Source organism: Amycolatopsis azurea DSM 43854 (assembly GCF_001995215.1).
Classification (GTDB): domain Bacteria; phylum Actinomycetota; class Actinomycetes; order Mycobacteriales; family Pseudonocardiaceae; genus Amycolatopsis; species Amycolatopsis azurea.
Genome location: NZ_MUXN01000002.1, coordinates 284,453 through 299,584, shown reverse-complemented (window position 1 = coordinate 299,584; position 15,132 = coordinate 284,453). Strand labels below are relative to the sequence as shown.

At 69.7% G+C, this 15,132-nt stretch carries 15 protein-coding genes; 6 read left to right on the top strand and 9 right to left on the bottom strand.

The features are described from left to right. Positions 1–447 precede the first annotated feature (447 nt). On the top strand, positions 448–774 hold the full coding sequence (locus B0293_RS44115; protein ID WP_245192032.1) for an OmpA family protein: 327 nt from the start codon (positions 448–450) through the stop codon (positions 772–774). A 167-nt stretch (positions 775–941) separates the two neighbouring features. Here B0293_RS44115 and B0293_RS03745 read toward each other — a convergent pair whose 3' ends face one another. From B0293_RS03745 to ald, 5 genes are all read right to left on the bottom strand, one after another. Continuing rightward, positions 942–2,390, bottom strand: coding sequence for a sodium:solute symporter family protein (locus tag B0293_RS03745; RefSeq protein WP_005163695.1), 1,449 nt, complete (start codon positions 2,388–2,390; stop codon positions 942–944). Then, positions 2,390–2,602 carry a DUF3311 domain-containing protein gene (locus B0293_RS03740; RefSeq protein WP_005163697.1) on the bottom strand — a complete coding sequence of 71 codons (213 nt, stop codon included), beginning with the start codon at positions 2,600–2,602 and terminating at the stop codon, positions 2,390–2,392. Before B0293_RS03740 ends, B0293_RS03745 begins: the two co-directional genes overlap by 1 nt. Next, on the bottom strand, positions 2,599–4,257 hold the full coding sequence (locus tag B0293_RS03735) for an amidohydrolase (RefSeq protein ID WP_005163700.1): 1,659 nt from the start codon (positions 4,255–4,257) through the stop codon (positions 2,599–2,601). Before B0293_RS03735 ends, B0293_RS03740 begins: the two co-directional genes overlap by 4 nt. A gap of 110 nt (positions 4,258–4,367) precedes the next feature. Further along, on the bottom strand, positions 4,368–5,831 hold the full coding sequence (gene pdxR / locus B0293_RS03730; RefSeq protein WP_005163702.1) for a MocR-like pyridoxine biosynthesis transcription factor PdxR: 1,464 nt from the start codon (positions 5,829–5,831) through the stop codon (positions 4,368–4,370). 229 nt (positions 5,832–6,060) lie between these two features. Further along, complete coding sequence (gene ald, locus B0293_RS03725) at positions 6,061–7,188, bottom strand: alanine dehydrogenase (RefSeq protein ID WP_005163704.1); 1,128 nt, start codon at positions 7,186–7,188, stop codon at positions 6,061–6,063. A gap of 445 nt (positions 7,189–7,633) precedes the next feature. Between ald and B0293_RS03720 the strand changes: the two genes are divergently transcribed. The 3 genes from B0293_RS03720 (at position 7,634) to B0293_RS03710 (ending at position 10,145) form a co-directional block, all read left to right on the top strand. After that, positions 7,634–8,344 (top strand): TSUP family transporter, encoded by a 711-nt coding sequence (locus B0293_RS03720; RefSeq protein ID WP_245192033.1) that lies wholly within the window; start codon positions 7,634–7,636, stop codon positions 8,342–8,344. 269 nt (positions 8,345–8,613) lie between these two features. Next, complete coding sequence (locus B0293_RS03715; RefSeq protein WP_039919184.1) at positions 8,614–9,471, top strand: sensor histidine kinase; 858 nt, start codon at positions 8,614–8,616, stop codon at positions 9,469–9,471. After that, the gene (locus tag B0293_RS03710; protein ID WP_039919185.1) at positions 9,465–10,145 is read left to right on the top strand and encodes a response regulator; all 681 of its coding nucleotides are present in this window, start codon (positions 9,465–9,467) and stop codon (positions 10,143–10,145) included. Before B0293_RS03715 ends, B0293_RS03710 begins: the two co-directional genes overlap by 7 nt. 1 nt (position 10,146) lies before the next feature. On the opposite strand, the gene B0293_RS03705 is transcribed toward B0293_RS03710, so the two are convergent. Genes B0293_RS03705 through B0293_RS03695 form a run of 3 tightly spaced genes read right to left on the bottom strand, consistent with a single transcriptional unit; the run spans position 10,147 to position 12,148 of the window. Further along, the gene (locus tag B0293_RS03705) at positions 10,147–10,731 is read right to left on the bottom strand and encodes a hypothetical protein (RefSeq protein WP_005163713.1); all 585 of its coding nucleotides are present in this window, start codon (positions 10,729–10,731) and stop codon (positions 10,147–10,149) included. After that, the gene (locus B0293_RS03700; RefSeq protein ID WP_005163715.1) at positions 10,728–11,447 is read right to left on the bottom strand and encodes an ABC transporter integral membrane protein; all 720 of its coding nucleotides are present in this window, start codon (positions 11,445–11,447) and stop codon (positions 10,728–10,730) included. The genes B0293_RS03705 and B0293_RS03700 overlap by 4 nt, the downstream gene beginning before the upstream one ends. Next, a complete protein-coding gene (locus B0293_RS03695) occupies positions 11,444–12,148 on the bottom strand; it encodes an ABC transporter ATP-binding protein (RefSeq protein ID WP_005163716.1) in 705 nt (234 codons plus the stop codon). Before B0293_RS03695 ends, B0293_RS03700 begins: the two co-directional genes overlap by 4 nt. A 194-nt stretch (positions 12,149–12,342) precedes the next feature. On the opposite strand from B0293_RS03695, the gene B0293_RS03690 reads away from it, so the two are divergent. Both B0293_RS03690 and B0293_RS03685 read left to right on the top strand, forming a co-directional pair. Beyond that, positions 12,343–13,557 carry a DUF1800 domain-containing protein gene (locus tag B0293_RS03690; RefSeq protein WP_005163718.1) on the top strand — a complete coding sequence of 405 codons (1,215 nt, stop codon included), beginning with the start codon at positions 12,343–12,345 and terminating at the stop codon, positions 13,555–13,557. A 10-nt stretch (positions 13,558–13,567) separates the two neighbouring features. After that, the gene (locus B0293_RS03685) at positions 13,568–14,821 is read left to right on the top strand and encodes a DUF1501 domain-containing protein (protein ID WP_005163719.1); all 1,254 of its coding nucleotides are present in this window, start codon (positions 13,568–13,570) and stop codon (positions 14,819–14,821) included. On the opposite strand, the gene B0293_RS44110 is transcribed toward B0293_RS03685, so the two are convergent. Continuing rightward, positions 14,802–15,132: sensor histidine kinase (locus B0293_RS44110; protein ID WP_245820047.1), on the bottom strand; the 331-nt coding region annotated here is incomplete at its 5' end. The genes B0293_RS03685 and B0293_RS44110 overlap by 20 nt on opposite strands.

Sequence of the window (15,132 nt, the reverse complement as noted above, 5' to 3'; positions counted from 1 at the left end):
GCAACCTGAGCCGGACGGCTGGGTGAGTTTCCGCGACTTCACCTCATTTACCCTTTCCAGGCAAGGAAATCGGCCTCGACCACCGTGAAGACCGGGCTACCGAGGTAGCTCACTCGGGTGGTCTTGCCGTCCGTTCGCTCGACCACGATTGGCGCTTTTAGCTCTTTCGTGTTCGTATCCCCGGCGTCAGCCAATGCGAGACGACCCAAGGGAGTTCGAATCTTCATGCGCAGGACAATTGCCCGGACGGTAACGGGTGTGGCGATCGTGGCCGGTCTGGTCGCCGCATGCGGCTCCGAGGGCGAAAACGGTGCGGCTGGAACGAATGGCGCGAATGGAAACGCTTCAAGCGCACCGGCCGCGTCGTCATCCGGTACCGGAGCCGACGCGTCATCGGGAGCGGGGACCGGGGACGCGGGTCAGGCCGGTGGTGAAGCGGCCCAGAAGGTGACCGCGGCGATCCAGCAAGCGGCCCAGCAGTCACCGATCATGTTCACCACGGAGAGCGCCGAACTGTCCGAGAAGAGCAAGACGGCACTCGGCGAGATCGCCAAGGCCATGCAGGGCAACGACGTCAAGATCGCCGTCGCCACCCACGCGGGTTACCCCGACGCCGAAAAGTCCAAGGCGCTTTCCGAAAAGCGCGCGGAAGCGATCGCGACCGCCCTCGAAGGAGCGGGTGTGGCCAAGGATCGCGTCAAGAGCGAAGCGAGCGGCAACGAGAAGGCACAGGGCGACAAGGCGTTGGACACGCAGATCACCGTCGCCCAGTGACCTTCGGCGGGCCCGCAGGTGTTGCGAAAGCCACTTTCGCAACGTTGAAGGTTGCGAAAGTGGCTTTCGCAACGCTTCGGGACTGCGCCGAACACCGGTCCGTGAAGGCCTCCTTGAGGGACCCAGAGTCCCTCAAGGAGGCCTTCACGGACTTGGCACCCGCAAGACTATTCGCCGCTCACGACCGCCCCGGCCGTCACCGCGGACGCCCGGGCGCTTCCCGTCGACCGCGCTACCGGCACCCGTGCCTTGTCCGGCGCCGCCAGGCTCCAGACGGCCACCACCGCCACGTTCAGCCCCATCGACACCAGGCCCGCGTTGAACCCGCCGAACGTCGCACCGGTGACGTACAGGACGATCGCGGCGAGCACCCCGGTAACCATCCCGGCGGCCACCGCGGCCGTCCGCACCCGGCGCACGAACAGGATCGCGAGCCAGCCGGGGACGACCTGAGCCAGCAGGTTGTAGGTCAGGTTCAGGATCGTGAGCATCAACGTCGACGCGACGAGGGTCAGGACCGCCGCCAGGACCAGGAAGCTCGCCACCGCGACGACCGTCCACCGCCGTTGCGCGGCGGCCGGGACGTTCGGCGCGAGGTTGCGGCAGACCATGCCGCCGATGCTGAGCGCGGTCGCGGCGAGCACCAGCACGCCGGACAGCGCGGCGCCCGCGGCGACCAGACCGAGCAGCCAATCGGGCAGCAAACCCTTGGCGGTCACCATGAACACCGTGTTCGGGTTCTTCAGATCCGGATGCGCGCTCACGCCGTAGTACGCGGCCAGCACCAGGAACGGGTAGATCAGCATGTACATCGGCATCCACACGGTCGAGCTCTTCACCGCGCGTTCGGAGCGGGCCGGGAACACGTACGCGCCACCGAAACCGAGATAGAACACGATGCTCTGGAAGAGGATCGTCGTCATCGCGAACGTCAGTTCCGAGCCGCCCATGGTGGTCTGCGCCGCGCTGAGCACCTCGGGGCCGCTGACCTTCGCGGTGCCGCCGGCGGCGAGCACGACCGCCACTCCGACGAGCACCACGCCGAGCAGCATGAACAGATCCTTGAGGATCGACACGAACGCGGGCGACCGCACGCCGGAGACGGCGATGTAGACGAACGCCACGATGCCCGCCAGCACCACGCACTGCACGGGATCCAGCCGCAGCCCCAGATTGCTCAGCACCACCTGGAGACCGATGAACTGGTACTGCCCCCACGGGACCAGCGCGATCAGCATCGTGACACAGGTGATCAGTTCGAGCCGCCTGCTGCCGAAATGCCGTCCGAACACGTCGGGCACGGTCATCGCGTCGTACCGTTTCGCCGCCCGCCACACCAGCGGGGCCAGGAAGTAGCCCAACGAGTACGCGAGCAGGATGTAGCCGATGAACCAGATCCCGTAGCTCGCGCCGTGCGCGTAGATCCCGCTCGGGAACCCGATCATCGTCCCGATGCTGTACACCTCGCCGACCGCGAGGAAGTACACCAGCCACGCCGGGAACGACCGGCCGCCGACGAGGAACTCGGAGATCCCGCCGCCGCGGGTGGACCGTCCGGCCCACACGGCGAGCCCGATCGAACCCGCCATCACCACCGCCACGATCGCGATCAGCATCAGTCGTCCTCCGAGTAGTGGGCGCGGTCGAAGAAACGCCAGCTGATCCACAGGCACAGGGTGGTCAGCGCGCAGCAGCAGAACACCCAGAAGAACAGCACCGGGATGCCCAGCACCGACGCCGTCGATCCCGACAGCACCAGAATTCCCGCCAGCAGGGCGAAAGCGGGGACGAACAGTCCGATGAGGACACTCGGCCAGCTGCGGATCATCGCGGTGCTCCCGCCGTCTCGCGCCGCCAGACGACCTCGCCGCCGCTGACGGTGGCTTCCACGGTCAGCTCGCGGATCCGGTCGGGGTCGACCGTGGTGGGATCGCCGGACAGCACCGCGAGATCGGCGAGTTTCCCGATCTCCAGACTGCCTTTGACGTTCTCCTCGCCCGCCAGGTACGCGGCGTCGATCGTGTAGCCGCGCAGCGCGGCATCGACGCCGACGGCCTGTTCGGGGCCGAGCACCTTGCCCTGCCGGGTGATCCGGCGTACGGCGCACCAGATCCCTTCCAGCGGCGGCACGGGCGTCACCGGGGTGTCCGAATGCAGTCCGAAGTGGATTCCGCGCGAGCGGGCCGACACCAGCGGGCTGATCCGGCGCGCCCGCTCGGGGCCGAGGAAGACGTCGCGATGCCGGTCTCCCCAGTAGTAGACGTGTTTGACGAAGAACGACGCGAGGACGTCGTGGGCGGCCATCCGGTCCAGCTGGTCTTCGCGCACCGTCTGGCAGTGCTCGATCCGGTGCCGCCTGCCGGTTCCCGACGGCGAACCCAGCCGCGAGTAGCCGTCGATGATCGCGTCGATCGCCGCGTCCCCGTTGCCGTGCACGGCGACCTGCCAGCCCGCCGCGTCGAGCGCGGCGATCCGGCGGCCGAGCTCGGCGGGTTCGAGCAGCATCATGCCGTGCTCGTCCGGGTCGCAGGTATACCCCTCCGCGAGGCAGCCGGTCTTGCCCTGGATCGACCCGTCCGCGACGATCTTCACGCCGGTCATCGCGAACTTGTCGTCCGCGCCGCCGGTGTCCGGTGCTTCCGGCCTGCCCTCGTCCAGGCCGGGAAGCAGGCTGTGGAACAGGTATCCGCGCACCCGGACGCGCAGTTTCCCCGCCCGACGCAGCAACGCGTACGCCTCCAGCTCCGCCGCTCCGCCGATGAGCCCGATGCCGGTGTCGTGCACGGAGGTCACACCGTTGGCGAGGTATTCCTCGTCCGCCAGGAGCAGGGCTTCGGCCAGTTCGCCCGCGCTCTGCCCCGGCAACCGCGACGTGACCAGGAAAGCCGCTGTCTCGACGAGCACCCCGGTCGGCTCGCCCCGGGCGTCCCGCACGATGAGCCCGCCGGGCGGGTCCGGCGTCTCGGCGGTGATGCCGACTTCACGCAGGGCGAGGGAGTTCGCGGTGCAGAAGTGCCCGGACACGTGGGTCAGCACCACGGGGTTCCGGCCGGAGACGGGGTCGAGATCCGCGCGCGTCGGATGACGGCCGTCCGCGAGCAGCGTGTCGTCGTAGCGGAAGCCCCGGATCCACTCCCCCGGTCCGAGCTCCTTGGCCGCCTGGGCGACCCGGCCGGCGATGTCGGCGATGGTGTCGTTGGGCGGGCTGCCGGCGTCGACCGGCGCGGCGAGTGTCATCCCGAAGAACGCCGGATGGTTGTGGGACTCGACGAAACCGGGGATCACCGTGCGCTCGGCCAGGTCGAGCACGGTGGTCTCCGGGCCGATCAGCCGGGAGATCTCGCGTTCGGAGCCCAGCGCGGTGATCCGCCCGCCGCTCGCGGCCAGTGCGCGGACCCGTCTCCCCGCCGGGTCCAAAGTGAGCACCGTGCCGCCGAGGGCGACGAAATCGGCGGCGGGTTCTTCTCGAAGGGACTCCAGCACACGGACCTCCTGGCGACGTTGCCTGGCTCACGAAGGATCCCCAGACAGTGCGGCACATCTGGCCGCATGAACAGGTCCAGAACGGTCCGGTGCGGTGGTACCAGATGCCCTCAGCCGCCGAGCAGGTCGCGGCAGGCCTCGCCGAGCAGCCGGATACCCGGATCGATGTCGCGCAACGGCACCGCCGCGAAGCCGATCCGGAAGTGGTTGCGCGGCGGGTCGTCCCCGACGAAGAAGATGTCACCGGGTTCGATCAGGACACCGTCGCGTTCGGCGCGCTCCATCAGCGCCCGGCAGTCCAGTTCGGACGGTCCGGTCATCCAGAGGCTGACCCCGCCCGGCGGATACGCCGTCTGCGCCCACGGCAGGTGCTCGGTGACCGCGGCGCAGGTCGCCTCCCATTTCCGCATCAGTTTCGTGCGGTACCGCCGCAGGGACCGGTGGTACTCGCCGCTGTCGATGAGCAGCGCCAGCGCCCGCTGGAGGTGACCGGGCGGATGCCGCAGCACGTAGCGCCGGATCTCCCGCAGCTCACGCACCAGTTCGCGCGGCCCGACCAGGTATCCCAGCCGCAGACCGGGTGAGAGGAACTTGGAGAAGGTGCCGAGGTAGATCGCGTCACCGGTGCCGTCGAGCGCTTTGAGCGCGGGTGTCGGGCTGCCGTGGTACCGGAACTCGCTGTCGTAGTCGTCCTCGACGAGCACCGTGCCCGCGCTCGCGGCCAGGCTGAGCAGCCGGCGACGGCGGCCGATGCTCAGCGTCGCGTTCGTCGGGTGGTGATGACTCGGGGTGAGGTAGAGCAGATCGACGCCGTCGAGTGTCTCCGGTGGACGCAGACCGCTCTGGTCGACGTCGACGCCACGCAACCCGGCGCCGGTGCGCAGGAAGATGTGCCGGGCGTCGAGGTACCCCGGGGTCTCCATCGCCACGACGCTGTCCGGCCCGAGCAGCGCGCGACCGAGCAGGTCGAGACCCTGCTGGGAACCGACGGTGATCAGCACCTCGGACGGATCGGCCTCGATCCCCCGCGCGGTGAGGAGTTGACGGCAGATCAGGTCGACCAGCATCGGGTCGTCGGAGCCGACGCTGTCCTGCAGGCTCGGAAACACGTGCGGCCGGTACAGCGCGTCACGCAGGCAGCGGGTCCACGACCGCGCCGGGAACGCGGTGACGTCCACCTGCCCGGCGAGGAACGGGTACGGATAGGTGTGCCAGTCGACGCGTTTCTCGATGTGCGGCACCCCGGCGTCCGGGTACCGGCGCACCCGCGCGCTCCAGTCGATGGCCGGGCTGGTGCCCCGTTCCTGCACCGCGCAGTGCGGCCGCATCTCCGCGTTGATGAACAGCCCGCTGCGCTCCCGGCTCTCCACGAACCCCTCGGCGACCAGCTCCTGGTAGGCGAGGTTGATGGTGTTGCGGGAAACGCTGAGTTCGGCGGCCAGCTCACGCGAGCTCGGCAGCCGGTGCGCGGGGTCGAACGTGCCGATCGCGATGCCGTGCTCGATGGCGCGCCGCACCTGCCGGTAGAGCGGTTCGGCGGACGTCCGGTCGATTTCGATCAACGTTCGCGGCAACGGCACCTCCCTCACGGCGACGGGGCCGGGACCTGAACGTAGCTCCAGATCCCGGCCCGCACCACCTAGGCCGTGTCCTGTAAGTCTGTTCGATGGGCTTCGTGATCCAGGTGGTTCCTGGCGGTGCGGGCGGATCGGCCTCGTACCGGGTTGTACTCGGCCGCATCCGCCCGTGCCGTCCAGGGACCGCCTGGGCGCGAAGACCGCGAGCAGACTTACAGGGCACGGCCTAGGCCGCGACCTGGCCGAGCGCGTCGTCGAGCGCGACCGAGCCGATTCCGAGTGCTTCGCCGACCGGCGCGGACGTCAGCCGGCCGTCCACGGTGCTGACCCCGCCGCGCAGTTCCGGGCACCGCGCGAGGGCCCCGGACAGGCCGTTGTTCGCCAGCTCGAGCGCGTACGGCAGCGTGACGTTCGTCAGCGCGTACGTCGAGGTGTGCGGGACGGCGCCGGGCATGTTGGCGACGCAGTAGAACTGCGAGTTGTGCACCGGGAACGTCGGTTCCGCATGCGTCGTCGGCCGTGTGTCCTCGAAGCAACCGCCCTGGTCGACGGAGATGTCGACGAGCACACTGCCCGGCTTCATCCGGGACACGAGTTCGTTCGACACCAGGCTCGGTGCCTTGGCGCCGGGCACGAGGACCGCGCCGATCACGAGGTCGGCTTCGACCACGGCCTCCGCGATCGAGTAGGCGTTCGCCGCGGCGGTGCGGATCCGGCCCTGGTACATCCGGTCGGCTGCGCGGAGCTTGTCCACGTTCTTGTCGAACAGGACGACGTCGGCCCAGGTCCCGGCCGCGCCGGCGACCGCGTTCATCCCCGCAACACCGGCGCCGAGTACGACCACCCGCGCCGGAGCCACCCCGGAGACGCCGCCGATCAGCACCCCGCGTCCGCCGTTGGCACGCATCAGCGTCTGCGCGCCGACCTGCGGGGCCAGCCGACCGGCGACCTCGCTCATCGGGAACAGCAAAGGCAGCGAACCGTTCGGCAGCTGCACCGTCTCGTAGGCCACCGACGTCGTCCCGGCGTCCAGCAGCGCCCGCGTGCACGGCTCGCTCGCGGCGAGGTGCAGGTAGGTGAACAGCAGCTGGTCGCGCCGCAGGCGGTGGTACTCCTCGGCGATCGGCTCCTTGACCTTGAGCACGAGCTCGCCGGTCGCCCAGACGTCGTCGGCGCTGTCCAGCACCTTCGCCCCGGCCGCGGCGTAGTCCTCGTCGCGCAGGGACGATCCCTCCCCGGCTCCGCGCTCGACGAACACCTCATGCCCGGCCGAGGTGAACTCGTGCACGCCCGCGGGTGTCACCGCGACCCGGTACTCGTGGTTCTTGACTTCACGAGGGACACCGATCCTCATCTCACGCTCCCGTCTGTTCCAAAGGCAGTGACGCCGAGCGTGCGGCACGACTGGCACGGCCAGAAGAGCCAGAACTCGCGCGATCGACGGGTCCAGTTCGGGACGGTGTGTGGCAGATGATCGCACGAAGTGTCACTCAGGGTGAGGGGTGTGTGGATATAGGGACGTTCAACGTCCCTATATCCACACACCCCTGCGTGACCGGACCAGTCACGCGGGACCGTGTGGATTTCTGGTCATCTAACGCACCGAAATCCACACAGTCGACGCCATAGGTCCGGTGTCACGCGGTGGTGGCGACGACATCGTGAGTGATCAGTGTCGTTGGAACGACCCAAAACACTCACGACATCTCGTTTGGTGCGGCCTACTCATAGCGATGGGCTATGACGTCCTCGCCGCGCACCGCCTACCCTCCCGTCCACCTCCGGTCCACAGTGGTCCGGTGGGAACCCTGGCCATGACTTCGCTGGCGGCGGCGGCCGGGGTCGTCGCCCAGCGCCTTTCCGGGATGGGACTTTCCCTGCTGTGCGTACCGTTCCTGGCGCTGGCGCTGGGCCCGCTCGACGCCGTCCGGCTCACCCTGCTGCTCGGTTTCCCGGTCTATCTCGCGGTCGCGATCACCCATTGGCGAGCGATCAGGTGGGCGCAGGTCGCCTGGCTGACGGTGCCCGCGGTGGTGTTCACCCCGGTCGTCGCCCTCGTGGTCTGCGGGGTTCCCGCACGTCCGCTGCTGCTCGCGGCGGGTGGCTGCTGCGTCCTCGCCGTCGGCGTGCTGGCGAGCGGCATCACCAGCAGGCGGCTGGCCGGCCGGACAGGGGCCATCGGCGCCGGAGTGCTGAGCGCGGCGATGAACTCCGTCGCCGGGCTCTCCGGACCCGCCGTGGCGGTGTACGGGGCGAGCGCGGGCTGGGGCGCGGACGAGACGCGCGGGACGCTGTCGATCTACTTCTTCCTGCTCGGCCTGGTCGCGCTGCCCAGTCTCGGCTGGGTGGAGGTGCCGGTGAGCGTGCTCCTCGCGGTCGCGGGCGCCGCCCTCGCCGGTGACCTGCTGGGACGAGCACTGAGCCGCCGGGTCGGCGAACGCTCCGTCCGCTGGTCCGTCCTCCTGCTTTCGGCGGCGGGTGGCGCGCTGACGCTGGTGCATGCCGTGTGAGGCGTCCGCGAGCGTGTCGTCCCTCCAGTCACGTGTGACGTCCACTCAGCCACGCGAAAGAACCGGCTCGGTACAGATGGTCGTGGGTGGCTGGGACGGTTCGCTTGAGGGGTAAGGCAAACCTGTTGTGTTCGGCCGCTCGCGTGCCTACCGGCTTCGGGTGTCGCGAAAGCCACTTTCGCAACGTTGAAGGTTGCGAAAGTGGCTTTCGCAACGTGGGTGCTGGGGCCGGCCCACGACCCGACCCGCCGGTAATACGATGGCCGGTGATGACACCGCCGGACCGCCCCGAATGGCGATCGCGTGCGTGGCTGGTCGCCTCCGCGGTGCTGGTCGTGGCCGCGATCGTGCTGCTGGCCACCGGCGCGGAGGGGCCCGGCGCGATCGTCGTGCCGGTCCTCGTCGTGGCCACGGCGACCGCAGTGACGACGTGGACGCTGGTCCGCGCCCGCAAGCGACGCCTCGACTACGAAGCACGCCTCACCGGCTGGGCGGCCGAGCACGCCACGCACCATGAGCGGCTCCGGATCGCCCGCGAACTCCACGACATCGTGTCCCACGGCCTCGGCGTGATCACGCTGCGGGCCAGCGCGGCGAGGCGGGTCCAAGGCGACATCCGGGAAGCGGAACGCGAACAGGCGCTCGTCGACATCGAACAGACGAGCCGCGACGCGGTCACCGAACTCCGGCGCATGCTGGCCGTGCTTCGCGACCCTGACGAACGCGGCGCGCCGCTGAGGCCCGTACGGAACCTCTCGGACCTTCCGGCCATCGTCGAGGCCACCCGCTCGCTGGGCCTCGAACCACGGCTGGACGTCGGCGGGCTCGGGGACGTTTCCCCTGGGGTACAAGCGACGATCTGCGAAATCGTCCGCGAAGCCGTCGCGAACACCGCGCGGTACGCCGGACCGACGATCGCTCATGTCGAGCTACGGCGCGAGGGCGACACGATCGTCGTGACCGTCGAGGACGACGGGCCGCGCGGTGCCTGGTCCCCCGCCCGCGGCGCCGGGCACGGCCTGGCGGGACTTCGAGAACGTGCCGAGGTACTCGGCGGCGACCTGCACGCGGCACCGGCCGGGACCGGTTTCCGGCTCACCGCGCGACTACCGGACGGAGCATGGTGACGAATCCCGGACAACCCCCGATCCGGATCCTGCTCGCCGACGACCAGCGGTTGCTGCGGCACAGCCTGGCGATCATCCTCGGCGCCTCACCGGACATGGTCGTCGTCGGACAGGCCGAGGACGGGACGCAGGCGGTGGAAATGGCGCGACGGCTGAGCCCGGACGTCGTGCTGATGGACATCCGCATGCCCGGCCAGGACGGGATCGTGGCCACCAAGGAGATCAGCGCCTGCCCCGACCTGGCCGGGACCAGGATCCTCGTGCTGAGCATGTTCGAACTGGACGAGTACGTCTACGGCGCGCTCCGTGCGGGAGCGAGCGGTTTCCTGCTCAAGGACACCGAACCCGACGAGCTCATCAGCGCCGTCCGCCGGACGCACGCCGGCGAATCCCTGTTCGCGCCCGCCATTCTCACCCGGCTGATCGAGCACTACGTCACGGCGCCGCCGCACCGGAACCCGCCCCCGCCGGCCGGGCTGACCCGACGCGAGATCGAGATCCTCACGTTCGTCGGCCGCGGGTTGTCCAACACCGAGATCGCCGAGACGCTGACCATCGCCGTCAAGACGGTGAAGACGCACATCAGCCGGTTGCTGAGCAAGCTGTCGGCCCGCGACCGCGCTCAGCTGGTGATCACGGCGTACGACCTGGGCCTGGTGGCTCCGCGAAGCTGAGTCACGCGTCCCGCCTCCGGAACACCATCGCGGAAACCCCGACCGCGAGGAGTACCCAGCCCAGCACGACGAGGTGGTGACTTCCGAGGTCCGGCAGGTACGCCGCGAACGCGGCTCGATCCCGGAGCAGCGGGCCCGCGATGAAGTAGTACCCGAGCAGCCCGGCCACCGCCGGAACACTCCGCCGCAGGACCGTCGCGACGGCGGCGGCGAGCACCGTGGTGAGCGCGAGATAGGCACTTGCTCCCGCCGCCTCGGACAACGGCCCACAGACCAGCGCGGTAAGGCCTGCGGCGGGGACGGCCACGATCGGCAGAGCGGCCATTTTGGACAGATGCAGGGCGATCCGGCGGGGCAGGGCGGTCAGGGTCCGGTGGATCTGGCCGCCGCTGTACTCCGACGTCACGGCGATGACGCCGAGGACGAGGAACCCGGCCTGGGCATAACCGATGGATGAAACACCTTGTCGCGAGAACGCGATCGCGAGGATCACCGAAACGCCGAGCGTGCCCAGCAGGGTGAAGTACGTCGCCGGGAGGCTGAGCAACTTGAGTACCTCGGCGCGGAGAGCCCGCCCGGCCGTCACGCGTCCCTCCTGCGGAAAACCAGGAAACCCACGGCGAGCAGCGCCGCGACCCAGGCCGCCATCACCAGGCCACCGGTGACCGGTGCGAGCTGGACGGGCAGATCCACTCGCCTGACGAACATGCGGACCCCGGCCAGGTCGGGGAAGAACACGGCAAGCGGCGTGAGTTTCGAAAGCAGGTAGGTGACCGTGACCACCGACGAGTTCAGGATCAGCACGACGAGCGGCAGGATTCCGTTACGCGTCACCAAGGTCAGGCCGGACGCGAGCAGCGCAGTCAGCACCCAGTACAGGACGACTCCAGGCAGTCGCGCGAAATCACTCGTGCCCAGCAGCGCATCGACGGTCATCAGCGTGACGGCCGAGGAGACCGCCGCCAGCACGGCGACCGCGGTGATCACCGCCGCCAGCTTCGCGATCAGCAACCGCCGCCGGGACGGCACGACCGTCAGGCTCGTGGTGATCTGACGGCCGCCACCGGCGCTCTCCCCCTCCACCGTGTATTCGCTGCTCACCGCGACGACACCCAGGATCACCGCCCCCACCACGCCGAACGCGAGTTCCTGGAACCCGACGTCCACGTTGCCGCCGCGAGCGGCCGCCGACTTGGCGTTGAGGAACGTGAGGGCGGCCGGGACCAGGACGCCGATCGCGATCGAGGCCCACACCGACCGCAGGGACGCGAGCTTGCGCAGTTCGCCCTGGTAGGCCCTCATCGCACGGCCCCGGTGGTGAGCGCGAAGAAGGCGTCCTCCAGGTTCCGGTGCCCGCCGACGACTTCGGCGAGCGTTCCCCGAGCGACGATCCTGCCGCCGTCGATGACCACGACGTCGTCGACCGTCTCCGACAGTTCGCCCATGAGATGGCTCGACAGCAGGACGGTTCGCCCGGCCGCGGCGCGCTCGCGGAGGAAGCCGCGGATCCAGCGGATGCCCTCCGGATCGAGGCCGTTGACCGGTTCGTCGAGCACCAGCACCTCGGGGTCGCCGAGCAGCGCCGCCGCCAGGGCCAGCCGCCGTCCCATCCCCAGCGAGTAGCCGCCGACGCGTTTCCCCGCGGACGCGGACAAACCGACCTCCGCCAGGACCTCGTCCACCCTTCCGCGAGGGACGCCGCCCGCCGCGGCGACCCACTGCAGATGCGCCCGGCCGGTGCGCGCGCGATGCGCCCCCGAGCCGTCGAGGACGGCGCCGACCTTGCGCACGGGATCCCGCAGTTCGGCGAACGGAACGCCGCCGACCAGCGCGGTTCCCGAAGTCGGACGGTCGAGTCCGAGCAGGATCCGCAGGGTCGACGACTTCCCGGCACCGTTGGGCCCGAGGAACCCGGTCACCCTGCCGGGGCGCGCCGCGAAACTGACGTCAGAGAGGATCGTCGCCGATCCTCGTCGCTTGGTGAGCCGGTCGAACTCGATCATCAGGTCTTCTTCCCGTCGAACGTGATCACGTCGCCCGTCAGTCAATTCCAGCGGGACACCCGTGCGCGTCGGACCGGGGACCGAACCTGGCGGCTGCCGCTGGGCCCTGGGTCCTACGGCCGCGACCTTCGGGTCACCTGAAGATGCGCCCGGGTTCCTGGCGGGCCCGGCCCGCCGCTGCCCAGAATCGGGCCATGGCTGTTCTCGATGACCGCGCCGCTGCCCGGCGGCTGGCCGATCGGTTCGGATTCGGCCCCCGCCCCGGGGAGCCGGTCCCCGCGCTGGACGACCTCCTCGCGCCGGGAAGCGCACGACAGGCCCCGCAACTGGCCGCGCTGCCCGACCGCAAGGACAAAAAGGAGGAAAAGCAGGCCAGAGCCGAGCAGGAGCAGCGGCTGACGCTCTGGTGGCTGGACCGCATGGTCGCCGACGACGCCGAACGCCTCACCTGGTTCTGGCACGGTCATTTCGCGACCAGCGAGCAGAAGGTCCGCACGCCGTCGCTGATGCTGACGCAGAACGAGACCTTCCACCGGCTCGGCCGCGGCGCGTTCACCGGGCTGGCCAAGGCGCTGGTGGTGGATCCGGCGATGCTGAAATGGCTCGACGGCAACGACAACAAGGTCGGTTCGCCGAACGAGAACCTGGCCCGGGAGTTCATGGAACTGTTCGCGCTCGGCGTCGGGCACTACTCCGAACAAGACGTGCGCGAGTCGGCCCGCGCGCTCACCGGCTGGACGCTGGACAAGAAAACCGGTGCGGCCGCGCTGAAACCCCAACGCCAGGACCGCGGACCGAAACAGATCTTCGGCCGGACCGCCGACTTCACCGCGGAGTCCTTTGTGGACCTCGTACTGGAACGGCCGGAATCGGCGGCCTTCGTGACCGGCCGGCTGTGGTTCCGCCTGGTTTCACCGACACCACCGCCGCCGGACGCACATCAGCGAATCATCGCCGCGTACGGGCCGGGACGGGACATCCAGGCCGCGCTCCGGGCGATCGCCGGGGAACCGGCGTTCCGGGACACGGCCGCGACGATCGTCAAACAGCCCGTCGAATGGCTGGTCGGCCTGCTGCGCGCGACCGGGCTGAAGGCGAGCGATCTCGAGCCGAAGAAGCTGCTCAACGGCTTGCGCGGGATGGGACAGCTGCCGTTCCGGCCGCCGAGCGTCGGTGGCTGGCCGGCCGGCGGGGCGTGGCTGACGACGTCGGCCGGGGTCGCGCGGCTGAACCTCGCGCGGCTGGTCGCCCAGAAGGCGCGGGACGACGCGCTGGGACGACTGCCGGAGACATTCGGGATCGACACCTGGTCCAACCGGACCAGGAAAGCGCTGGACGGCGTGGCCAAGGACCCTCGCACACTGCTCACGGTGGCCGCGTGCGCGCCCGAGTACGTGGTGAGCGGATGAGGAGGACAGCATGAAGACCGTGACCCGGCGCAGTTTTCTCACCCTGACCGGGGTGACCGCGGCCGGCGCGCTCGCCGTCGGCGCGACCAGGGTGAACTGGGACTCGCTGATGAGCGCGGCCGCGGAGAACCCGCTGGATCCGAACGCGGGGGTGCTGGTGGTCGTCACGCTCTACGGTGGCAACGACGGGCTGAACACCGTGATCCCGGCGGGCGACAAGGCGTACCAGGACGCGAGGCCCGAGCTGGCGTATCAGCCTGAGGAAGTGCTCGACCTCGGTGAAGGGCTCGGGCTGAACCCCGGCATGAAGGGGCTCAAAGGCCTGTGGGACGAGCGAAAACTGGCGGTCGTGCGGGGAGTGGGCTATCCGAAACCGGATCACAGCCACTTCCGGTCGATGGCGATCTGGCAGACCGCCTCCCCCGACACTTCGGTGCCGACCGGCTGGCTCGGGCGCTGGCTGGACACCTCCGGCGCGGATCCGCTGCGCGCGGTCTCGGTCGAGCCGGTCCTCCCTCCGCTGCTGGCCGGGGAGAGCACCGCGGCCGCCTCGATGCCGGTCAGCGGTCTGGTACTGCCGAAGGGCGAGCTGGGCAAGGCTTTCGCCGCTCTCGGCACCCCGGTCCCCGGCGAGGATCCCTGGCGTGCCAGGGCTTCTCGCTCGATCGGCGATCTGCACGACGCCGTCCGCGTCCTGGGCGGTGCCGCGCACGACGCGTCCGAAAAGGACGATGAGGACGAGCAGCGGAACAAGGGAGCCTCGGCGGGCGGCCGCTCGGATCTCGCCGCTCAGCTGGATCTCGTGGCGGGGCTGGTCGAGGCAGGCGTGCCGACCCGCGCGTACTCCGTGTCGCTCGGCGGATTCGACACCCATTCCGACGAGCGCGGCACGCAGCAACGGCTGCTCACCGAGCTCGACGCCGCGCTGACGCCGTTCGTGCGCCGGTTGCAGGGCAGCGACCGGGGCAAGCAGGTCACCGTGCTGGTGTACTCCGAATTCGGGCGGCGCGTGCGCGCGAACGCCAGTGAAGGCACCGACCACGGCACCGCGGGCCCGATGTTCGTGCTCGGCGAGCACGTCCAGGGCGGTTTCCACGGCGAGCAGCCGAGCCTGACCGATCTCGACAACGACGATCTCAAGGCCACGACCGACTTCCGGGACGTCTACGCCACGGTGCTCGGCGACGTGCTCGGCGCCGACCCCGGCCGGGTCCTTTCGGGACACAGCACCAGGCTGGACAACCTCATCCGTACGGCAGGGTGAGCCGGAATCCCGAAGCCTCGCAGGTCAGGTCCCCGCCGTGGGCTCTGGCCAGGCCGCGGGCGATCGTCAGGCCCAGTCCCGAACCACCGCGATCACGGCGCCGTGCGGTGTCCAAGCGCACCAACCTGCCGAAGATCCGCTCGCGATCCGCTTCGGGTACGCCCGGCCCGGAATCGCCGACCAGGACGAAGACGCCGGTCGCCGACTGTCCACAATGGAACTCGACCCGACCGGTGTCGCCCGCCGCGTTCCTGGCGTTGTCCGCGAGGTTCGCCAGGATCTGGGTGACGCGGGCTTCGTCGGCGACGGTG